Annotated in this window: 18 protein-coding genes; 12 read left to right on the top strand and 6 right to left on the bottom strand. The window is 68.2% G+C overall.

Going from position 1 to position 21,734, the window contains the following annotated elements; all coding sequences use genetic code 11:
- Positions 1-87: 87 nt before the first annotated feature.
- Positions 88-783, top strand: coding sequence for a tRNA (guanine(46)-N(7))-methyltransferase TrmB (gene trmB / locus ASE61_RS23610; RefSeq protein ID WP_061971120.1), 696 nt, complete (start codon positions 88-90; stop codon positions 781-783).
- Here trmB and ASE61_RS23605 read toward each other — a convergent pair.
- Positions 758-1,846: a DUF2336 domain-containing protein gene (locus ASE61_RS23605; protein ID WP_061971118.1), complete on the bottom strand. Its 1,089-nt coding sequence runs from the start codon at positions 1,844-1,846 to the stop codon at positions 758-760. The genes trmB and ASE61_RS23605 overlap by 26 nt on opposite strands.
- 219 nt (positions 1,847-2,065) lie before the next feature.
- Between ASE61_RS23605 and rimP the strand changes: the two genes are divergently transcribed.
- From rimP to ASE61_RS23570, 7 genes are all read left to right on the top strand, one after another.
- The gene (gene rimP / locus ASE61_RS23600; RefSeq protein ID WP_091857837.1) at positions 2,066-2,761 is read left to right on the top strand and encodes a ribosome maturation factor RimP; all 696 of its coding nucleotides are present in this window, start codon (positions 2,066-2,068) and stop codon (positions 2,759-2,761) included.
- 5 nt (positions 2,762-2,766) lie between these two features.
- A complete protein-coding gene (gene nusA, locus ASE61_RS23595) occupies positions 2,767-4,359 on the top strand; it encodes a transcription termination factor NusA (protein WP_061971116.1) in 1,593 nt (530 codons plus the stop codon).
- A 14-nt stretch (positions 4,360-4,373) separates the two neighbouring features.
- Entirely contained in the window at positions 4,374-5,063 is a 690-nt protein-coding gene (locus tag ASE61_RS23590; RefSeq protein ID WP_274532900.1) for an RNA-binding protein, read from the top strand.
- Positions 5,060-7,882, top strand: a complete 2,823-nt coding sequence (gene infB, locus ASE61_RS23585; protein ID WP_061971113.1) for a translation initiation factor IF-2 — start codon at positions 5,060-5,062, stop codon at positions 7,880-7,882. Before ASE61_RS23590 ends, infB begins: the two co-directional genes overlap by 4 nt.
- Before the next feature lie 154 nt (positions 7,883-8,036).
- Positions 8,037-8,495, top strand: coding sequence for a 30S ribosome-binding factor RbfA (gene rbfA, locus ASE61_RS23580; RefSeq protein ID WP_061971111.1), 459 nt, complete (start codon positions 8,037-8,039; stop codon positions 8,493-8,495).
- The gene (truB, locus tag ASE61_RS23575) at positions 8,485-9,432 is read left to right on the top strand and encodes a tRNA pseudouridine(55) synthase TruB (RefSeq protein WP_061971110.1); all 948 of its coding nucleotides are present in this window, start codon (positions 8,485-8,487) and stop codon (positions 9,430-9,432) included. Before rbfA ends, truB begins: the two co-directional genes overlap by 11 nt.
- Before the next feature lie 6 nt (positions 9,433-9,438).
- Complete coding sequence (locus tag ASE61_RS23570) at positions 9,439-9,900, top strand: DUF3592 domain-containing protein (protein WP_061971108.1); 462 nt, start codon at positions 9,439-9,441, stop codon at positions 9,898-9,900.
- Positions 9,901-9,906: 6 nt separating this feature from the next.
- Here ASE61_RS23570 and hemA read toward each other — a convergent pair whose 3' ends face one another.
- The 3 genes from hemA to ASE61_RS23555 form a co-directional block, all read right to left on the bottom strand.
- Entirely contained in the window at positions 9,907-11,118 is a 1,212-nt protein-coding gene (gene hemA / locus ASE61_RS23565; protein ID WP_061971106.1) for a 5-aminolevulinate synthase, read from the bottom strand.
- Between the two features lie 81 nt (positions 11,119-11,199).
- A complete protein-coding gene (locus tag ASE61_RS23560) occupies positions 11,200-12,459 on the bottom strand; it encodes an allantoate amidohydrolase (RefSeq protein ID WP_061971105.1) in 1,260 nt (419 codons plus the stop codon).
- A gap of 92 nt (positions 12,460-12,551) precedes the next feature.
- Positions 12,552-13,298 carry an SDR family NAD(P)-dependent oxidoreductase gene (locus ASE61_RS23555; RefSeq protein WP_061971103.1) on the bottom strand — a complete coding sequence of 249 codons (747 nt, stop codon included), beginning with the start codon at positions 13,296-13,298 and terminating at the stop codon, positions 12,552-12,554.
- A gap of 411 nt (positions 13,299-13,709) precedes the next feature.
- On the opposite strand from ASE61_RS23555, the gene ASE61_RS23550 reads away from it, so the two are divergent.
- Both ASE61_RS23550 and ASE61_RS23545 read left to right on the top strand, forming a co-directional pair.
- Positions 13,710-14,516, top strand: coding sequence for a WecB/TagA/CpsF family glycosyltransferase (locus tag ASE61_RS23550; RefSeq protein WP_082617681.1), 807 nt, complete (start codon positions 13,710-13,712; stop codon positions 14,514-14,516).
- Positions 14,517-14,526: 10 nt separating this feature from the next.
- Positions 14,527-15,429 (top strand): DUF6492 family protein, encoded by a 903-nt coding sequence (locus ASE61_RS23545; protein ID WP_156407203.1) that lies wholly within the window; start codon positions 14,527-14,529, stop codon positions 15,427-15,429.
- Here the strand turns inward: ASE61_RS23545 and ASE61_RS23540 are convergent.
- Positions 15,421-16,659, bottom strand: a complete 1,239-nt coding sequence (locus tag ASE61_RS23540) for a lipopolysaccharide biosynthesis protein (RefSeq protein WP_061971100.1) — start codon at positions 16,657-16,659, stop codon at positions 15,421-15,423. The genes ASE61_RS23545 and ASE61_RS23540 overlap by 9 nt on opposite strands.
- Positions 16,660-16,770: 111 nt before the next feature.
- Here ASE61_RS23540 and ASE61_RS23535 point away from each other — a divergent pair, with 111 nt between their 5' ends.
- Together ASE61_RS23535 and ASE61_RS23530 are read left to right on the top strand one after the other, a co-directional pair.
- On the top strand, positions 16,771-17,871 hold the full coding sequence (locus ASE61_RS23535; RefSeq protein ID WP_061971098.1) for an endo-1,4-beta-xylanase: 1,101 nt from the start codon (positions 16,771-16,773) through the stop codon (positions 17,869-17,871).
- A gap of 111 nt (positions 17,872-17,982) precedes the next feature.
- Complete coding sequence (locus tag ASE61_RS23530) at positions 17,983-20,499, top strand: Wzz/FepE/Etk N-terminal domain-containing protein (protein WP_162260141.1); 2,517 nt, start codon at positions 17,983-17,985, stop codon at positions 20,497-20,499.
- Between the two features lie 25 nt (positions 20,500-20,524).
- Here the strand turns inward: ASE61_RS23530 and ASE61_RS23525 are convergent, their stop codons facing one another.
- Positions 20,525-21,574 carry a glycosyltransferase family 2 protein gene (locus ASE61_RS23525; protein ID WP_082617692.1) on the bottom strand — a complete coding sequence of 350 codons (1,050 nt, stop codon included), beginning with the start codon at positions 21,572-21,574 and terminating at the stop codon, positions 20,525-20,527.
- Positions 21,575-21,734: the final 160 nt, after the last annotated feature.

The following is a 21,734-nucleotide window of genomic DNA, read 5'->3' as shown; positions in this document are numbered from 1 at the left end:
GCTGAAACACCGCCGTCGTTCCGGATCTCCACTGCGCTGCGCCCGGAATGACGACGCTCTATCGGACAAAGCGATACGAATACGATCATGACCCACGACCCCGATCATGACGACCGCGCCTTCTATGGTCGCCGCAAGGGCAAGGCCCTGCGCGACGGCCAGAGCCATCTGATCGAGCACACGCTGCCGCGCTTGCGTTTGCCGGAAGGGGAGATCGCCGATCTCAAGGCGCTGTTCCCGCAAGCTGTCGAGGCGGTCCGGCTGGAGATCGGCTTCGGTGGCGGCGAGCATCTGCTGATGCGGATGCGCGAGAGCCCGCAGATCGGCTTCATCGGCGTCGAGCCCTTCATCAACGGCATGGCCAAGTTCCTGGCCGTCGCCGAGCGCGAGGGGCTGACCAATATCCGCGTCTGGGACGACGATGCCGCCCTTCTGCTGCCGCGCTTCCCGGCCGGCAGCCTCGATGCGATCGACCTGCTCTATCCCGATCCCTGGCCGAAGCGCCGCCAGCGCAAGCGCCGTTTCGTCTCGGAGCATACGCTCGGCCTGTTCGCCCGTGCGCTTCGCCCCGGCGGGCGCTTCCGCTTCGCCAGCGATATCGACGATTATATCGGCTGGACGCTGTCGCGCCTGATGGCCTCGCCCGATTTCGACTGGACCGACGAGCGGCCGGGCGACTGGCGCACGCCCTATCCCGGCTGGATTCGCACCCGCTACGAGGCGAAGGCGGTCCGCGAGGGGCGCATCTCCAGCTATCTCACGGCTTTGCGTCGCGCATCCTGAGGAAGCCGAGCACGCGCTGGGCGGTCCCCTGGGCGAGGTTGCGGAAGCTTTCGCGGGCGCGGTCGACGGAGGCCTGTGACTTGCCGAAATCCTTGCGCAGCGAGATCAGTGCCGCTGTCGTCTCCCACGACCAGCCGAGCGCGCGCGCCACCAGCAGCACCGCTTCGCGGTCGCTGCCGAGAATGATCTGCTCGCTCGCCGGCAGGCCGAGCTGCGCCAGCACGGCGACGCCGCAGATCGCATGTTCGGCCGCGCCGTCGCGGGCGTAGTCACGGACCTTGGCCTCGTCGAGCAGGCCGGCTTCGTTCAGTTCGCGGATTTCGACGAGGGCGGCGCTGATGGCACCGAGCTCGCCGGGCATCTGGCCTCCGGCGGCGATCGCGTCCGCTCCGCGTTCGACCGCGCCGTCGACCTCGCCCGCCAGCACGGGTTCGAGGCTCTCGCTGAGCCGGCGCCGGGCGGAGTTCTTGGCGGCAGTCATGAGCTGGTCGACGAGTTCCGCCGGAATGTCGCGCCTCAAGCCCAGCGTGTGCTGGAGCGCATCGTCCTGCGCCGCCCGCATCACCAGCACGCCCATGCCGTGGCGGGAGAAACGCGCGGTCTGGTTGGCCGCGACCGCATGGGTGACGACGCGCCCGCCGCGCAGGATCAGGAAATCGGTAACGGGCTCGCCGAGTTCGGGCCGTTCGGTGATCGCGAGCATATGGTCGCGCCCCTTGGCGGCGGAGATCGCCACGAGATCCTGGTCGTTCAGGCGCGGCGACTGCACCAGCACGGCCCGCGCCACGGCGATCTCGTCGAGGGCGAGCTGGCGTACGATGCCGCTCGGCGCATTCGGCACCGGCGCGAGCCGCTCCGACAGCTCGACGCGGGCGCGCAATTCGATGGCGCGCGACAGCCGCCCGATCACGACGTCGAAGACGCCGACCTGCTCCTCGTCCATATGGACGGCCGTGGCCAGGAACAGATCCGTCAGCCGCGACAGGATGTCGGCGCGCTCTTCGTTCGAGCCGCGCAGCATCGTGGATTCGAGATCTCGCAGCAGCGAGCCGACCGCACTCATACCTGATCCTCAACCGCTATCCCGTCATGCAGTCTGGCATGCGAAGGATGACCATCGGGTTAGCGCCGCCGTAACCGAGCTTGCATATCGGGGCGATGCGGACTAAATAGCGGGCAACAGCTCTGGTATCGGTTAACGCCGATGATCAAGAGCGGGCCCACCGGCCCGCTCTTTTTTATTGGCCGCGACCCGCCGGAGGCAGACGGAACGGTCCGGGCCATGAGTGAACCCACCCACGAGCCGACAACGGCACCCGATCAGGAACCCCGCCTCGTCGTCGAGGGTGGCGTCGCGGCGCGTGTCGCCGTGATCATCGAACCGGCGATCGTCGATCTCGGCTACCGGCTGGTGCGTGTGCGCGTCAGCGCCCAGAATGGCTGCACCGTGCAGATCATGGCCGAACGGCCGGACGGCACGATGAATGTCGAGGGCTGCGAGGCGATCAGCCAGGCGGTGTCGCCGGCGCTCGATGTCGACGACCCCATTCAGGCGGCCTATCATCTCGAGGTCTCGTCGCCGGGCATCGACCGGCCGCTGGTGCGCGCCAGCGATTTCGAGCGCTGGGCCGGCCATCTCGCCAAGATCGATACGAGCGAGCTGGTTGCCGGGCGCAAGCGCTTCCGTGGTATTCTGCGCGGCGTCGCGGGCCAGGACGCACTGCTGACGCGCGACGACGCCAGGAGCGAGGAAGAGCGTGACGTCGCGATTCCGATGCGGGCGATCGCCGAGGCCCGCCTCGTCCTGACCGACGCGCTCGTCACCGAATCGCTGCGCCGCGGCAAGTCCGGTCTGCCGCCGGAGATGCCGGCCGCCGAAGAGATCGCCAGCCCGAAGAAGGGCCGAGGGAAATCGCTGGGACCGCGGCCGACGAAGGCCGGCGAGACGGTCCCTCAAGACAATAACGAAGAGGAGTGAGCGTCATGGTCGTCAGCGCCAACCGGCTCGAACTGCTGCAGATCGCCGACGCGGTCGCCCGCGAGAAGTCGATCGACCGCCAGATCGTCGTCGACGCCATGCAGGACGCCATCGCCAAGGCCGCCCGCTCGCGCTACGGCGCCGAGACCGACGTCCATGCCGAGATCAACACCAAGACCGGTGAACTGCGCCTCGCCCGCCATCTCCAGGTCGTCGACCTCGTCGAGAACCCGGCGATCGAGATCACGGTCGACGAGGCCAAGCGCCATAATCCGGCTGCCCAGGCCGGCGACGTCATCGCCGATCCGCTGCCGCCCTTCGATTTCGGCCGCATCGCCGCCCAGTCGGCCAAGCAGGTCATCGTCCAGAAGGTGCGCGAGGCCGAGCGCGATCGCCAGTACGACGAGTACAAGGATCGCATCGGCGAAATCGTCAACGGCGCGGTCAAGCGCGTCGAATACGGCAATGTCTTCGTCGATCTCGGCCGTGGCGAAGCCATCATCCGCCGCGACGAGATGATCCCGCGCGAGACCTTCAAGGTCGGCGACCGGGCCCGGGCCTATGTCTACGACGTGCGCCGCGAGCCGCGTGGCCCCCAGATCTTCCTGTCGCGCACCCATCCGCAGTTCATGGCCAAGCTGTTCGGCCAGGAAGTGCCCGAGATCTATGACGGGATTGTCGAAGTCAAAGCTGTCGCCCGCGACCCTGGCTCGCGCGCCAAGATCGCCGTGATCTCGCGCGATTCCTCGATCGACCCGGTCGGCGCCTGCGTCGGCATGCGCGGCTCGCGCGTGCAGGCCGTCGTCGGCGAATTGCAGGGCGAGAAGATCGACATCATCCCGTGGTCGCCGGACGTCGCGACCTTCGTCGTGAACGCTCTGCAGCCGGCGGAAGTCGCCAAGGTCGTGCTCGACGAGGAAGCCGACAAGATCGAGGTCGTGGTTCCCGACGAGCAGCTTTCGCTCGCCATCGGCCGCCGCGGCCAGAACGTCCGCCTCGCCTCGCAGCTCACCGGCTGGGACATCGACATCCTGACCGAAGCCGAGGAATCGGAGCGCCGCCAGAAGGAATTCGTGCAGCGCACCGACCTGTTCATGAACGCGCTGAACGTCGACGAGACGGTCGGCCAGCTCCTGGCCTCGGAAGGCTTCCGCAATGTCGAGGAGGTCGCCTATGTCGACCTCTCCGAGCTCGCCTCGATCGAGGGCTTCGACGAGGACACCGCCGGCGAGATTCAGAGCCGCGCCCAGGAGCATCTCGCCGCGGTCGAGGCCGAGTTCGACGAGAAGCGCCGCGCGCTCGGCGTCGAGGACGCCTTGCGCGAGGTCGAGGGCGTCACCACATCCATGATGGTCGCGCTCGGCGAGAACGACGTGAAGAGCGTCGAGGACCTCGCGGGCTGCGCCACCGACGATCTCGTCGGCTGGACCGAGCGCAAGGATGGCGAGACCACCCGCCACGCCGGCTATCTCGATGGGTTCGACCTGTCGCGCCAGGAGGCGGAAGCGATCATCATGGCCGCGCGTATCCACGCCGGCTGGATCGAGGCGCCGGCCGAGGAGCCTGAGGCGGAAGCCGACGAGGCGGCCGAGGCCTGAGCGGAGCCCGCGTAGTGAAAGCGGCGGCGCAGAAGGAATCGGAACGGAGTTGCGTGGTCACCCGTGCGGTGAAGGCGCCTGACGATCTGATCCGCTTCGTCGCCGGGCCGGACGGCACTTTGGTGCCGGATTTGCGGCGGAAACTGCCCGGACGTGGCGTCTGGGCCAGCCTCAGCCGCAAGACGGTCACCGAGGCGATCAAGCGCAAGGCCTTCGAGCGCTCGCTCAAGGCGAAGGTCGCGGTTCCCGCCGACCTTGCGGAGATGATCGATGCGCTGATGCTGCGCGATGCGCTCCAGGCGTTGTCGATGGCCAACAAGGCGGGGCTCGTGATCGCGGGCTTCGCCAAGGTCGAGGCCTTGATCGGCTCGGGCCGTTGTATCGGCGTCATCGCGGCCAGCGATGGGGCCGATGACGGCAAGCGCAAGATCGGCCAGGCCATCAGGCGGATCGGGGTGGCCCGTGAAGCCGAAGGGCTCAAGGCCCGTGAACTGCCCGTCGTCGCTATTTTCACGGCGGCGGATTTGGAATTGGCGTTGGGGCGGGCACATGTGATACATGCCGCCCTTGCTCCGGGACCAGCGGCCGAGGGCGTCCTCTCCCGCTGGCGTCGGCTCGTCCGCTACCGGACGGACGATGCCGCCGCATCCGACCAGAACGATACCGAAGACACGACCGAACCGGCAGGACCGAACGCGGAATGACCGATACCAAGACCCCGGGCGACAAGACGCTGACCGTCAACCCGCCCAAGACCCTGTCGCTGAAGCGGCCTGTCGAGCAGAGCACTGTTCGCCAGAGCTTCTCGCATGGGCGTACGAAGCAGGTCGTCGTCGAGGTGAAGCGCCGCGCCGCCGGGCACGAGGTCAAGGAGCCGGTCGCGCCGCGTGCGCCCCAGGTCCCGGCTCCCCAGGCAGCCCCGCCCCGCCCGGCCGCTCCGCAGCCGCCCCAGCGCCCGGCCAGCAGCATGCTGCTGCGCACCCTCTCCGATGAGGAGAAGGACGCCCGCCAGCGCGCGCTCTCGGAGGCCCGCAGCAGCGAGGCCGAGGCCCGCCGCATCGCCGAGGACGAGGCGCGCCAGCGTGCCGCCGCCGCCGAACGCGAGCGCCAGGAGCGTGAAGCCGCCGCCGCGCGTCAGCGCCAGGAGGAAGAGCGTCGCCGTCAGGAAGACGACCAGAAGCGCCGGGTCGAAACCGCGGCGCGTCAGCGCGACGACCAGCCCGCCCGTCCGGCTTCGCCGCCGCCGCCGGCCCGTGAGGATGCGCCTGCGTCCCAGGCGCCTGCGCCGCAGCCGACCCAGTATTTCGGCCGTCCGGCTCCCTCCGGTCCGCGCGAGTTCACCTCGCGTCCGCCGATGCGCGATACCGGTGCGCGCCCGCCGCGGCTCGACAGCCGCCCGCCGCGTTCCGATGCGCCGCGCACGCCCCGCATCGATACGACCGCTCCGTCCGAGCCCGCGATCGCCCGGCCGGTGCGCCAGGCGCCTTCGGCCAACACGACCCGCAACCGCTCGGATGATGTCGACGTCAAGGCTGCGTTCCGCCGCCCCGGCCTGAGCGCCGGCGCCGGCCGTGGCCCGGCTCCCGCCGCGCCCAAGACGCCGAAGACCACGAATGACAAGCCGCGCGGCCGTCTGACGCTCTCGACCGCAACCGGGAGCGAGGACGAGCGGACACGTTCGGTCGCCTCGTTCCGCCGGCGCGTGCAGCGCATGACCGGCCATCGGGCTTCCGATGTCCAGAAAGAGCGCGTGATGCGCGAGGTGATCATCCCCGAGACGATCACCATCCAGGAACTCGCGAACCGCATGACGGAACGCGGCGTCGACGTCATCCGCCTGCTGATGAAGCAGGGCGCGATGCACAAGATCACCGACGTGATCGATGCCGACACCGCTCAGCTCATCGCCGAGGAAATGGGCCACACCGTCAAGCGCGTCGCCGAATCCGACGTCGAGGAAGGCCTGTTCGACACACCGGATACCGACGAGACCCTGGCCTCCCGCCCGGCGGTCGTGACGATCATGGGCCATGTCGACCACGGCAAGACCTCGCTGCTCGACGCGATCCGCAAGACCAAGGTCGTCACCGGCGAAGCCGGCGGCATCACCCAGCATATCGGCGCCTATCAGGTGACGACCCCGCTCGGCACCCAGGTGACCTTCATCGACACCCCCGGCCACGCCGCCTTCACGGCGATGCGCGCCCGTGGCGCCAAGGTGACGGACGTCGTCGTGCTGGTCGTGGCCGCCGATGACGGCGTCATGCCGCAGACGGCCGAGGCGATCCATCATGCCAAGGCGGCCGGTGTGCCGCTGATCGTCGCGATCAACAAGGTCGACAAGGCCGATTCCAACCCGGATCGCGTGCGCGCCGAGTTGCTGCAATACGAGATCCAGGTCGAGACGCTCGGCGGCGAGACACTGGAAGTCGAGGTCTCCGCCAAGACCGGCCACAACCTCGACAAGCTGCTGGAAGCGATCTCGCTTCAGGCCGAGCTGCTCGATCTCAAGGCCAATCCCGATCGCGCGGCCGAAGGTACGGTCATCGAGGCCAAGCTCGATCGTGGCCGCGGCCCGGTCGCCACCGTGCTCGTCCAGCGCGGCACGCTGCGCACCGGCGACATCATCGTGGCCGGCGCCGAATGGGGCCGCGTCCGCGCCCTGATCGCCGATACCGGCGCGCAGGTGAAGGAGGCTCCGCCCTCCATGCCGGTCGAGGTTCTCGGCTTCAACGGCACGCCCGAGGCCGGTGACCGCGTCGCGGTCGTCGAGTCCGAGGCCCGTGCCCGCGAGATCACCGATTACCGCGAGCGTCAGCGTCGCGACCGCCTCGCCGCCCGCGGCGCGGCCTCGGGCGCCGGCCGCTCGCTCGCCGAGATGATGCGCGAGCTCAAGGAAGGCGCCGGCCGCAAGGAATTCCCGCTCGTCGTCAAGGGCGACGTGCAGGGTTCCGTCGAGGCCATCGTTGGCGCTCTTGAAAAGGTCGGCAACGAAGAGGTTCGCGCCCGCGTGCTCTCGTCGGGCGTCGGTGCCATCACCGAGTCGGATGTCACGCTCGCCCAGGCTTCGGGCGCGGTGGTCGTCGGCTTCAACGTGCGCGCCCACAAGGAAGCGCGCGAGGCGGCCGACCGGGCCGGCGTCGAGATCCGCTACTACAACATCATCTATAACCTCATGGATGACGTGAAGGACGCGATGTCGGGCCTGCTGGCGCCGACGCTGCGCGAGACCATGCTCGGCAACGCGACGATCCTCGAGATCTTCAACGTCTCGAAGGTTGGCAAGATCGCCGGCTGCCGCGTCACCGACGGCACGATCGAGCGCGGCGCCAATGTCCGCCTGATCCGCGACAACGTCGTGGTTCACGAGGGCAAGCTCGGCCAGCTCAAGCGCTTCAAGGACGATGCCAAGGAAGTCGTGGCCGGCCAGGAATGCGGCATGTCCTTCGAGAACTATCAGGACATGCGTGCCGGCGACGTGATCGAGTGCTATCGCGTCGAAGAGATCAAGCGCAGCCTCTGAAGGCCGCGCTTCCTGAAACAGCGCGTCATGGCCGGGTTGCAAGCCCGGCCATCTCGTGACGAGAAGAGCGCGTCCAGCGCCTTATCTTCCTGAGACGGCGGGCTTTGTCCCGCCGTGACGTTTGATCCGGTCCGATCCCGGAGAAACGAGAACCATGGCAAAACCTGCGAAACCCACCGGTCCTTCCCAGCGGCAGTTGCGCGTCGGCGAGCTGATCCGCCACGCGCTCGCCGAGATGCTGGCGCGCGGCGACATCCATGACGATGTGCTGGCAAAGCACGTCATCACCGTGCCGGAGGTGCGCCTCTCGCCGGATCTCAAGCTCGCGACGGCCTACATCATGCCGCTCGGCGGGCAGGATATTAAGCCGGTGCTCAAGGCGCTCGAAGCCAACAAGCGCTATATGCGCGGTGAGATCGCGCATCGCGTGAACCTGAAATACGCGCCGGATATCCGCTTCCGTGCCGATGAGAGCTTCGCCGAGGCCGAGCGCATCGACGCGCTGCTCGATACCGACGAGGTGCGCCGCGATACGCAGGTCGAGCGCCTCAGGATCGACCAGGATCACGAAGACCAGGCTCCCGAAGAAGACCGCCGTGACGATGACCGCTGAGAATCCATCCGAAACCGTCCCGGACCAGGAAGCCACCCCGGCGCCGCGCCCGAAGAAGCGTGACGTCCATGGCTGGGTCATCCTCGACAAGCCGATCGGCATGACCTCGACCCATGCGGTCAGCGTCGTGAAGCGTGCCTTCGGCGCCAAGAAGGCCGGCCATGCCGGCACGCTCGATCCGCTGGCCTCGGGCCTGCTGCCGATCGCATTGGGCGAGGCGACCAAGACCGTTCCCTTCGTCATGGACGGCCGCAAGGCCTATCAGTTCACCGTTGCCTGGGGCTCTCAGACCAATACCGACGATACCGAGGGCAGCGTCATCGCGACCTCGGACAAGCGCCCCGACGAAGCCGCGATCACGGCCCTGCTGCCCCGCTTCACCGGCACGATCCTGCAGACGCCGCCCAAGTTCTCGGCGATCAAGATCGCCGGCGAGCGCGCCTACGATCTCGCTCGCGATGGCGAGGAGGTCGAATTGCAGGCGCGGCCCGTCGAGATCGACGCACTCACCATCGTCAGCCATGACGGGGCCACCACGACCTTCGAGGCCGAATGCGGCAAGGGCACCTATGTCCGCGCCATCGCCCGCGATCTCGGCCTCGCGCTCGGCTGCCTCGGCCATGTCGCGCATCTGCGCCGCACCCGCGTCGGGCCGTTCACGGTCGCTGAGGCCGCCAGCGTCGAGACCCTGCGCGAGAGCCCTGAGAGCGCGCTCTCGGCCCTGCAGCCGGTCAAGGCGGCTCTGACGCTGATCCCGGAGATCGTGCTCCACCGTGATGCCGCCGCCCGCCTCAAGCGCGGCCAGAGCGCCCTGCTGCGGGGCGCCGGCGCTCCGATCGAGCTGGAGGCCGCCTACGCCACCTGCGCGGGCACGCTGGTGTCGACGGGCTCGGTCCAGAACGGCGAGTTCGTCCCCCACCGCGTCTTCAATCTCTGAGGGCGGATGGGCGAAAGCCGCAGGAAGCAGCGATTCGGGGGCCCGGCCCAGGATGGCCGGCTCCTGTTCTGGCGGATCGGCTGCGTTTTCGGCATTGTCGCCGTTATTCTCACGACGGTCTGCTATTTCATCTACAGCCACAACCAGAAGCTGCTGGCGCGTGCCGACCGCGCCGCCGGGACCGTGGTCGAACTCCGGCACGGCGGCGGGGATTCCACCTATCGGCCGGTCGTGAGCTTTCAAACGGCGCAGGGACGGTCCGTCACCTTCGTGACCTCATGGGGCACGAGCCCGCCGGCCTATAGCAGGGGCGACCGGGTGACCGTCCTCTATGACGCTGCGACCCCGGAAAAGGCCGAGATCGAGGGCTTCCTGTCCCTGTGGATGGGAACCCTGATCCTCGGTGGACTGGCGACGGTCTTCGCGCTGCTTTCGGCGGTCCTGATGATCGTGGCGAAGCGGGGCTGAAAAGCCTCAGGCCGCCCGCTTCAGCCCGTCGCGCGCCCAGATTGCACTGAGCGCCGCCACCAAAGTGTCGATATCGGCATCGGAATGGAACGGCGAAGGCGTGATCCGCAGGCGCTCCGTGCCGCGCGGCACGGTCGGGTAGTTGATCGGCTGGACATAGATGTCGAAACGATCGAGCAATTCGTCGCTGATCGCCTTGCAGGCCTTCGCCTCGCCGACCATCACCGGCACGATATGGCTGGGATTGGCGAGATGCGGGATACCGGCCCGGTCGAGCTTGCGGCGCAGCGCCGCGACGCGGTCCTGCTGGCGCTCGCGCTCCGCGGAGCTTTCCTTGAGATGCCGGATCGCGGCGATGGCACCGGCCGCCACGGCCGGCGGCAGCGAGCTGGAGAAGATGAAGCCGGAGGCGAAGCTGCGGATGAAATCGCAGAGCGCGGCCGAGCCGGTGATGTAGCCGCCGATCACGCCATAGGATTTCGCCAGCGTGCCCTGGATCAGGGTAAGCCGGTCGGTCAGGCCCTCGCGCTCCGAAATGCCGCCGCCGCGCGCGCCGTAGAGGCCGACGGCATGGACCTCGTCGATATAGGTCATCGCGCCGAATTCGTCGGCGATGTCGCAGAATTCCCGCACCGGGGCGATGTCGCCATCCATCGAATAGACCGACTCGAAGGCGATCAGCTTCGGCCGGGCGGGATCGAGCGCCGCGAGCTTGCGGCGCAGGTCGGCCGGGTCGTTATGGGCGAAGATGTGCTTCTCGGCGCGCGAATGACGGATACCCTCGATCATCGAGGCATGGTTCAGCCCGTCGGTCAGCACGATGCAGCCGGGAATGCGCGCGGCAAGCGTCGAGAGCGAGGCCCAGTTCGAGACATAGCCGGAATTGAAGATCAGCGCGGCTTCCTTGCCATGCAGATCGGCAAGCTCGCGCTCCAGCAAGACATGGTAGTGATTGGTGCCGCCGATATTGCGGGTGCCGCCGGCGCCGGCGCCACTGCCGTCGAGCGCCTGATGCATCGCGGCGAGCACCTTCGGATGCTGGCCCATGCCGAGATAGTCGTTCGAGCACCAGACGGTGACCTCGCGCGGGCCGCTCTCGCCATGATAGGTCGCGATCGGGAAGCGGCCTGCCTGGCGTTCCAGGTCGGCGAAGACGCGGTAGCGGCCCTCGCCGCGCAATCCGTCGAGTTCACGGCGGAAGAAATTCTCGAAATCCATGGCCAGCCTCCTGCGGCGCGCTTTTCCTAGGCCTTTCGGGCGGCCTTCGGAATGGTGCGCGGTGTCGCGGCTGGAATTGTTCTACTTCGCCTGTTCGGCCAGCTCCAGAATCGTTTCGATGAGGACACGGATGGCGATGCCGGCATCGGCCTCGGTCATGTTCTCCAGGGGCGAATGGCTGATGCCCTTTTCGTTCCGCACGAAGAGCATGGCGACGGGCGCGACCGCCGCGACTGCCATCGCATCATGCCCGGCGCCGGACGGCAGCCGCCGGCCGGCGAGGTTGCTGCCGCACCGGGCGATGCCGGCGGCGAGCGCATCCTGCAGCCTGGGCTCCATCGGCACGGCCGCTGCGCGAGCATAGGGGATGATCTCCAGCCCGACACCGCGCCGCTGTGCGATCTCGCCGAAGCGTTTGCGGATCTCCGCATCCATCGCCGCAAGGGTCGCATCCTTCGGGGCGCGAAAATCGATGGTGAACTCGGCTGCGCCGGGAACGACATTGGTCGCGCCGGGGTCAGGCCTGAACACGCCGACGGTGCCGACGGCGAGTTCATGCGCGCCTGCGATCTGCTCGAGTGCCAGCGCCATCTCGGCGGCGGCGGTCAGCGCATCCTTGCGCAGCGTCATCGGCACGGTGCCGGCATGGCCCGCCACGCCGGTGACGCGCACCTGTGCCCGGCTCTGGGCATTGATGGCGGTGACGATGCCGACCGGCTCGTTCTCCCCCTCCAGCACCGGCCCCTGCTCGATATGGACTTCGAGATAGGCCTGGATCGAGCCGGGCTTGCGCGCGAGCGCTGCGATCCCTGCCGGATTGCCGCCGAAGGCGACGAGCGCATCGCCGAGCTTGACCCCTTCGCTATCCCGCGCTTCCAGCCAGGCCGGATTATAGGCACCCGCCAGCGCTTCCGAGGTCGAGAGATGCGTCGGAAACCTGACGTTTTCCTCGTCGCCGAAGCCGACCACCTCGAGCGGGAAGGGCAGGCTGATCCCGGCGTCGCGCAAAGCCTGCGCTGCCAGGATGCCCGCGACGACGCCGAGATTGCCGTCGAAGCGTCCGCCATCCTTGACCGTGTCGATATGCGAGCCGATCAGCACGGCAGGCGCGCCCGGCACGGTGCCTTCGCGCCGTCCCTGCACCGAGCCCGCGGCATCGATGAAGGCGCTGAGACCCGCCACCTCCATCGCGCCCTTGACCCACTCCGCCGCCTGCTTGTGCGCAGGCGAGAGATAGAGCCGCGTCAACTTGCCGGGCTCGTCGCTGAAGCGGTTGAGACCGGCCAGCGCCGCGAAGGCGCGGGCGCCGAGGACGGCGGCGGAGGGGAGCGTCTGCGTCATGCCGCCAAGCTAGATCAGGGTTTCGAAAACCGCGACCCGCAATTTCGCCAGGCAGCTTCTCCGCGGCGGCATGATCCGCCGCGCTCGCCCCGTCAGTACGTCGCGCGGCCGCCCGAGAGGTCGAACACGCCGGCCGTGGTGAAGCTGTTCTCGGCCGAGGCCAGGAAGGCGACCATGGAGGCCACCTCGTCCGGCAGCAGGAAGCGTCCGCGCGGAATCTTCGCCAGCATGTAGCCGATATGCTCCTCGCTCATCTGGTCGAAGATGCGGGTGCGCGCCGCCGCCGGCGTGATGCAGTTCACGGCGATGTCCTTGTCGGCGAGCTCCTTGCCGAGCGACTTCGTCAGCGCGATCACCGCCGCCTTCGAGGCGGAATAGGCCGAGGCATTGGGATTGCCTTCCTTGCCGGCGATCGAGGCGACCAGGACGATGCGCCCGTAATTGCGCTTGACCATGCCGGGGATCACCGAGCGGCAGCAATGCAGCGTGCCGTCGACATTGAGCTTCATGACCTTGGCCCAGTCCTCCAGCGGATATTCCCAGGTCTTGTGGTTGGGCCCGGCGATGCCGGCGCTGGTGACGAGGATGTCGATGCTGCCATGCTGGGCCTCCAGCGCATCGCTCGCCTTCTGGACGGCGGCCGCATCGGTCACGTCCACGCCGACGCCGATCGCGCCATGGCCGATCTCGCTGGCGGCCTTGGCTGCGAGCGCGGCATCCACATCCCAGATCGCGACGGTCGCGCCGCTCTGGGCAAAGCGTTCGGCGACGGCGCGGCCGATGCCCTGCGCCCCGCCGGTCACGATGGCGACGCGCTTCTTTAAATCGATTTGGTTCATGCCCAGCCCTCCCGAACGTCTTATGCGAATCACCCTAGCCGGCCGGATTGGCACCGGCCAGTGGGCATCGCCGCTTCGGTGAAATGCGCAGGGCCGCCATGCATTTCGTTAAGGATGATCGCAAAAAGATCAGAGCCGAGGGTCTTCGCCGCGTGCCGGATCGGGGCGGTTCGCGCGGGGTCTGTATCGCGGTGGGACGGTGTCCGGGAGCGGCTAAGGCCGCTATCTTCGCGATCGTTCCGGTTCGGTACAAGGCCTTGTTGCTGCAAGAGGATTGCCATTAACGCGCCTTCGCGGAACGCGGGAAGAAGCCGTTCACCTTTCAGCCGGCTTTGCCTTGACCCGAGGCCCGGAACGGCCAAGACATCGTGATGTTCGCAATGGGCCGCTGCGCCCCTGATCGAGAGCACCGTGTCCGCAACCGCCTCCATCACGATCGCTCGCGAAGCCGGAAGCCGAAAGCGACCGGGCTATGCCAAGCGCGATATCGGCGGGATCGGCATCGCCGTGATGGAGCGTGAGGCGGCGATCGCCGAGGTCACCGACGCGGTGCTGACGGGCGGCCACATGAAGCTCGCCTTCTGCAACGCCAATCTGGTGAATGTCGCGGCCGACAATGCCGCTCTGCAGCGCAGCCTCTCGACCTTCCTCGTGCTGGCAGACGGCATCGGCGTCGATCTCGGCAGCTGGATGCTCTACGGCAAGGCCTTCCCGGCCAATCTCAACGGCACGGATTTCTTCCCCACGCTCTTCGCCCGCTCCGAGCGGCCGATGCGGGTCGCCCTGCTCGGCGGCCGACCGGGCGTCGCCGACCGCGCGGTCGCCAATCTGGCGCAGCGCTATCCGGCACATCGTTTCAGCGTCGTCTCGCACGGCTATTTCACCGCCGACGAGGAAATCGTGCTTCTCGGCAAGCTGAAGGTCGAGCGTCCGGACCTGCTGCTGGTGGCCATGGGCAATCCGCTGCAGGAGCGCTTCATCGCCGACAAGCTCGGGCCGCAGCATGGCTCGGTCGCGGCCGCCGTCGGGGCGCTGTTCGACTTCTTCGCCGACGAGGTGCCACGTGCGCCCGAGCTGATGCGCCGGATCAGGCTCGAATGGATCTACCGGCTCTGGCTCGAGCCGCGGCGGCTCTGGCGCCGCTACGTTCTCGGAAATCCCGCTTTCCTCCTGCGCATGGCCCGGCAATATGCCGTGGGGGGCCGACGGAGCGGGTGAGTCCAACCAATTGAATGAAACTTTTGCCCTGGCGACGCCGAGCTACAGGGGCGATATCGAACGTTGCCGGCTGCTCTGCGCCAGCATCGATCGCTTCGTCACCGGTCATGCGGTCCATTATCTTCTGATCGAGGACCGCGACGTCCCGCTGTTTCGGGATCTCGAAGGGCCGCGCCGCCGCATCCTGCCGGAATCGCAATTATTGCCGGGCTGGCTGCAATCGCGGCCCGATCCGCTGAGCTTCGGCACGCGCCGGCTCTGGACCGGGTTTCAGGCGCTGGCGCGCGGCATCCCGCCGCTGCGCGGCTGGCATGCCCAGCAGCTCAGGAAATTCGCGGTCGCAAAAACCTGCGCCGAGGACGTCATCCTCTTCGCCGATTCCGACATGCTGTTCGTGCGGCCCTTCGACCTGACGAGCCTCACCGATGACGGCGCGATCCGGCTCTATCGCAAGCCGGATGCGATCACCGCCGACATGGCGCGCCACATCCCCTGGTGTAACCATGCCAGCGCCCTGCTCGGGCTCGATGCGCCGACCTTCCCGAGCCCGGACTACATCAACAATCTGGTGAGCTGGCGCCGCGACCATGTGCTGGCCCTGCTCGACCATGTCGAGAGCGTCAGCGGGCGCGACTGGGTCTCCGCCATCGCTCGCGAGCGGCAGTTCTCGGAATATGTGATCTACGGCTATTTCGTCGAACGCGTGCTCGGGCTCGAGGCCGCCGGCCACTGGCCGGATGCGCGCGAACTCTGCAAGGTCTACTGGTTCAGCGAGGATGTCGCCGGGATGGATCGGCTCGCCTCCTTCGAGGACGTTCTGGAACCCTGGCAGGTCGCCATCGGCATCCAGTCCTTCATCGGCGAGCCGCTCGACCGTATCCGCACTCTGTTCGAGCGGCAGGCCTCAGCGTAGCGGCCTGCGACCCTGCGCCAGCAGCGTGTAGGTGAAGCCGGCCGAGGCGAGATAGACCACGCCGAAGACGAGGTTCATCGAGGCGGCCCAGCTTCCGGCCTCCGGGAACCGCGTCATCACCACCGAGATCAACCCGGCCTTGATCGCGGTGAGCAGGCACAGCAGCGCGATGCGCGAGCCGGTGCGCTCGCGGGCGTAGAGCAGTTCGGCGTGGTACTCGACGAGATTGCGGAAGGCGGGGACCAGCAGCATCGGCGCGAACAGATAGGCGGCTTCCGAGACGTTGCGGCCGAGCAAATGCGGGAAGGGCTTGAGTGCGATGATGACGGCAACGAGCCCGGCGACTGAGACCAGCGCGATTCCCGCTTCGTAAGCCGCAAGCCGCCTGAAGCCGCCGACGCCGCGCTCCTGCATGATCTTCTGCACCAGCATCTGGTTGAAGCTGCGCACCGGCATGGCGGTGAGGTCGATCACCCGGAGCGCGATGGCATAGAGCCCGGCGGTGCGCTCGCCGGCGAGACCGAGCACCAGGAGCTTGTCGAGTTCGGACTGGACGTAGAACACGATATCGGCCGCGCCGGCGAAGACGGCGTCCGCCATGCGGCGCGGATAGAGGCTGCGCACGAAGCGCCAGCGTGCCTTCGGCAGGAAGGCGAGAAGCGCAACAGCCGCGCTCGCCATCGTCGCCCCGCAATAGGCGAAGGCCCAGATCTCGAGGCTGGCATGGCCGAAACCGGCGAAGAGCAGCGCCGCGATCGTGCGCAAGCCCGACCCGATGATCACGAGCAGCGCCGCCTGCCGGAAGCGCCTAAGCCCGTTATTGACGATGGCGACGACCTCGACGAGGCGCCAGCCCAAGACTTCCGCGACGATGATCGCCGCGAAGGGCAGGAGTGCGAGGCGCTCCGCGAAGAGCAGCAGATAGGCGGCGCCGGCAACCAGCGTGATCAGCGGCAGCGAGAATGCGGACAGGCCCGCGAAGCCGGACAGATAGGCACCGAGCAGGCGCGGCTTGACGGTGGCGACCCGGTAGAGCGGGGAGATGAAACCGAAGGCCAAGAGCCGCGACAGGATGAGCCCGGTCGAGGACGCCGTGGCGAACAGACCGAATTCGCCGAGGGTCAACGTATTCGCAACGATGAGGAAGTAGACAAGGGAGATCACGAGCCGGCCGGCGGAGCCGCTCAGGATGGTGAGGTAGGCGAAGATGGTGGCGCGATCCGGCAGCATGACCCGTTTCCGCGGCGGCTGGCCCGGCGCGTGCCTCAAGCGTTGCGATGTGACGAATCCCTCTTAGCCCAGAGGCGTTGCACGACCCTAAACGATACGGAAGCGTCCCGATTGACTGAGCAGCAACCCGAAACGGACCGGAATGAGGCGCCGCCGACGCGCCGCGACCTGCTGCGCGGAGCCGCGGCCGGCCTGATGGCGGGCAGCCTGGGAGGAACGGATTCCGCGCTTGCGGGCGCCCGGCCGATCCCGTTCGGTTCTGCGGCGGAGATCGACACTTTCCGCAAGGACGGGCGCTATCGCGAGGCGCTGAAGCGCTATTGCGATGTCATCGTGCCGATGAACGACCTGAAATGGGAGGCGCTGCGGCACGACCGGCCGCGCTTCGATTTCTCCGGTGCCGACGAACTCGTCGCCTTCGCCGAGGCGAACAGGAAGGCGCTGCGCGGCCACACGCTGCTCTGGGGCGAGGCGCTGCCCAACTGGGCCAGGGAGATGACGACGCGGGCCGAGGCCGAGCGCGAGCTCGTCAACCACATCGAGATCGTGGTCGATCGCTACAAGGGGCGGATCGCCACCTGGGATGTGGTCAACGAGGTCATCAAATACGATCCCACCGAGGGCGGTCCCTGGCGCGACACGATCTGGCAGCGCCTGCTCGGGCCGGAGCATGTCGACATCGCCTTCCGCACCGCGGCGCGGGTCGACCCGAAAGCCCGGCTCGTCCTCAACGATTTTCATTTCGAGGAGCCGGTTCCCGGCGCCGCCGCGCGCCGCAAGGTCGCGCTCGATATCTGCCGTCGCCTGAAGGACAAGGGCATTCCGGTGCATGGCGTCGGCATGCAGGCGCATCTCTATGCCGACAAGGGCATCGACGTGGACGGCCTGCAGCGCTTCATGCGCGATCTCGACGAGCTCGGCCTCGATGTCGAGATCACCGAGCTCGACGTCATCGACTGGAAGCTGCCGGCCGATGCCGCGAAGCGCGACAAGACCGCCGCCGCCCTGGTCTCGACCTTCCTCGACGCTGTCGTCTCGGCCAAGCGGCCGAAGGCGATCGTCACCTGGGGGCTGACCGATCGCTATTCATGGGTTCACGAGACTTTCCCGCGCAAGGACAGCGCCCGCGCCCGGCCCCTGCCGCTTGATGCCGATTATCGGCAGAAGCCGATGATGGCCGTGCTCGAACGCTACCGGCGTGGCACAGTGTGATGCGGGACAGTGAAGCGTAGCGTCATGTTCACAACCGAGCCGGCAGCGAGCGAAGCACAGGACAGGCAGGATCGCCACGGGCAAGACCGCCGCGAGCGGCCGGCTTCTGCCATGCCTGCCCAGCTTGCCCGTCTCGCCGATCCCGTCTGGGTCATCGCGACGCTGTGGGGCCGGCGCGGGCTGATCCTGCTGATGGCCGTGCTCGGTCTTGTCCTGGCGATCCTCGCCGGGCTGCTGATGACGCCGAAATACGTCTCGACCGCGCAGCTCTTCATCGATCCGCGCGATCTGCGCGTGCTCCAGAACGACGTCTCGCCCAATACCGTTGGCAGCGACCCGACCTCGATCACCGGCTATCTCGAAAGCCAGGCGCGGGTGATCGCCTCCGACAGCATCAAGTCGCGGGTTGTCGAGCGGCTGAACCTCGATCGTGATCCCGATTTCGGCGGAGCCTCGGCCGGCTTCCTCTCCCGCCTGCTGGGTACTGACACCGGCCCGTCGCCGAAAGCGACGCTCTACGCGCTGGCGGCGCTCGACCGAACGGTCGGCGTCCGGCGCGGCGAGCGCACCTTCGTCATCGACATTTCCGCGACGGCGCAGGACCCGGACAAGGCGGCGAAGATCGCCAATGCGCTGGCCGAGGCCTATCTGGACGATCAGGCCGCGGTCCGATCCGAGGCGGCGCAGCGCGCGACCACGGCCCTGACCGGGCGGCTGGAGGAACTGCGCAACCGTCTGCGCATCGCCGAGGAAAAGGCGGAAAAATACAAGGAAGCCAACAACATCGTCGGTGTCGGCACTCGCTCGCTGAGCGAGGAGCAGTTGTCGCTCAACAACACGCAGCTCGTCGCGGCCCGGACCCGCGCGACCGAGGCCAAGGCCAAGTACGACCAGATCACGGCGACGCGTGCCACCAACATCGAGGCCGGCGCGATTCCCGAAGCCGTCGCCTCCAACACGATGACCGCGCTGCGCGCCCAGCTCGGCGCGGCGCTGGCGCGCGAGGCGGATCTCGTCTCCTCGCTCGGCGCACGTCACCCGGCACTGGCCGCGTCGCAGTCGCAGGTGCGCGATGCCCGCCGCCAGATCGCCGACGAACTCTCCCGCATCGCCCGCGCCGCCAAGGCGGAATATGACCGCGCGGTCGAGGCCGAGCGCCAGCTCGCCCGCCGTGTCGACCAGCTCACGGCCGGGCAATACGCCGCCGGCCGCGCCTCGGTGCAGCTGCGCGAGCTCGAACGCGAGGTCGAATCCTCGCGCGCCATCTATGACGCCTTCCTCAAGCGTGCCCGCGAGACCGGCGAGCTCGGCGGCATCGATACCACCAATGCCCGCATCATCAGCCCGGCCATGCCGCCGCTCGAAAAGAGCGGCATGAGCCGGCGGACGCTCGCCATGCTCGGCGCCTTCGGCGGCGGCGGCGCAGGCGCCATGCTGGCGCTGGGCCTCGCCCTGTTCGCCGTGCCGCGACCTCCGGCCAGCAGAGAAACCCGCCCCCGCAAGCCATTCTGGCGCCGTGCGCCGCGCCCCGTCGCGGCGGAGGCGGTTGCGGAGGAGCGGCCGATATCCGCGCCTCCCGCGCCCGCGGCTCCTCCTTCCCCTCCGCCGCAAGCCAAGCCGTTCTGGCGTCGCGCCCCGCGCGCCGTGGCCACCGAAGCGGCCGAGAGCGCACGGCCAGCACCCAGGCCTGCCTCACCAGCCGCTGCCTCGCCCCAGCCCGCGGCAATGCGGCCGGAGCCACCGTCGCCGGCCGCTTCCACGGGGTTGGGGCCGGCGGGCTGGCGGCGTCTCATGGCGATTCAGGGCGGGCAGGCGGAGCACGCCGCGCGCCAACCCGCGCCGACGGCCGAACCGGCTCCCGAGCCGGTACGCCGCTCCGTTCCCGCGAGGGTGCTCGAGGCAGCTCCCGAACCTGTCTCCCAGTCCGCCGCCCTGCCGACGCTGGGCACCATCCCATCCGTGCGCAACCGCCGCTGGCGGCGTGGTGTGGCGGAGGCGCGCTCGGTCTTCCAGGGACAGGCGCATCTGGTCGATGTCATCGACAAGCCGCAAGGTAGTTTCGCCGAGGCCGTCTCGGCCATTCGCCTCGCGCTGGCCGGAGCAGCGGGGGGCGAGCAGCGCCGCCGCGTCCTTGTTCTCGGCGTCGAGCCGCAGGCTGGGGCGACGACGCTCGCCCTTAATCTCGCGCTGGATGCGGCCCGGTCCGGTCTGCCGGCGCTGCTCGTCGATGCCGGCGACGGCGCTCATGGCCTGACCCCGATTTTCGCCGCCGATGCGCTGCTTGGGCTTGGCGACGTGCTGGCCGGGCGTGCGGCCCTGGCGCGCGCCATCCTCAAGGACGAAGGCACCGGCCTGACCTTCCTGCCGTTGGCCGGAAACCCGCCGCCGGCAGGGCAGGGCTCGCTGCGGACAGGGCCGTTCGCGGCGGCGCATCGCTTCGGACCGATGATCGTCGATGGCGGCAGCCTGCCGATCGCGGGGCTGATCGGGCGCTTTGCCGAGGCGGTCGACGATATCGTTCTGGTCGCGCGCGACGCTGGTTCCGCCAAGGCAGTGGCAGAAGGCTGGCAGAAGGCGCTCGGGCCCCACGCGAACAAGCTGCGCGGCTTCGTGATCAACGCGGCCTGAAGCGTCTGCTGCGGCGAAAGCCGGGTCAGTTCTTCTCGGGCTTGCGGTATTGCTCGTTGGCGACGCCGAATTCCGACATCAACCGGCCGATCGCGACCTGCGCATGGTAGAGCCCGATCAGCCCGGAACCGGTGCGGATTCCGAGCGCCAGTCCGCGCGGGACGGCCGCGGCGAGCAGAGCCAGGGATTTCGCCAACACCCGCAGCCTGCCGGCGGTTCCAGGATTCTGCCGCCGCTCGATGGCCGCCGAGATCGCGCCATTGCGCAGGCCACGCGCATGGATCCAGCCGAATTCGCTGCGCCGCGCCGGCATGGTCTCGTGCTGCGCCGCCTCCTGTACCCACCAGAAGCGGAAGCCGGCCGCCTTGGCCCGGGTGAAGAAATCGGTGTCGCCGCCGCCGGTGAAATCGAAGCTCTCGTCGAGGAAGGGGAAGCCGAGCCTCTCGAGTACGCCGCGCCGGATCAGGTAGTTCGCGCTCGAATAGAGCATCGGCACCGGCCCGGAGGCGCTGTAATGCGATCGGAACACCGGATGCGCTAACAACCAGGCGCGCGAGACGTCAGTGAAGACCGGCGTGACCGAGCCGCCGAACAGCTCTGCCGGTGCGGTCCGGGCCGCCGTGACGAAGGCATCGAGCCAGCCCGGCTCCGCCTCCTCGTCGTCATCGATGCCGAGGATCTGTTCCAGGGCGGGGAAGCGCGTCAGGGCGCAGCGCCAGGCGGCGTTATAGGCCTTGCAGTTGCCCTGGCGCGGCTCGACGATCACGAAGCCCTTGAACAGCCCCGCCGCGAGCAGGGCACTGGCGCGGGCCGCTCCGGCGCGCTCGATGCCATCGTTCTCGACCACGATCACCGCGAAATCATGTCCGCCCTTTTGGCTGGCGAGCGAGCGCAATGTCGCTTCCAGCATGTCCGGACGCTTGAAGGTCGGCACGCAGACGACGCTCGTGATTCCCGCCAGCGCTTCTGGCGCCGAACCGGCCACAACCGCGAAGCTTTCGGGCGTGCCGAAGACCGGCCCGGCGGGGTGGTCCGGCCCGCCTCCCGGCGTGCTCTGGGCTGTCTGGCTGGCCATGGTCATCGGCCCGCAAGCTAGGCTGCGGCAGCTTAAGGTTCGGTGTCCGCCTTCGCCGAAAGAGCGGCCGATCCCGCCAAGTCCTATTGATCATAGCCGACGGCGCAGCTTGACCTGCCCGGCCAATGGGACGAGTGGAGTTACCACCTGTCGACGAGCT

It is taken from the genome of Allobosea sp. Root670 (assembly GCF_001429415.1).
Lineage (GTDB): Bacteria > Pseudomonadota > Alphaproteobacteria > Rhizobiales > Beijerinckiaceae > Allobosea > Allobosea robiniae.
The sequence above is the reverse complement of the archived record's forward strand: the minus strand, read 5'-3'. Positions and strand labels throughout refer to the sequence as shown.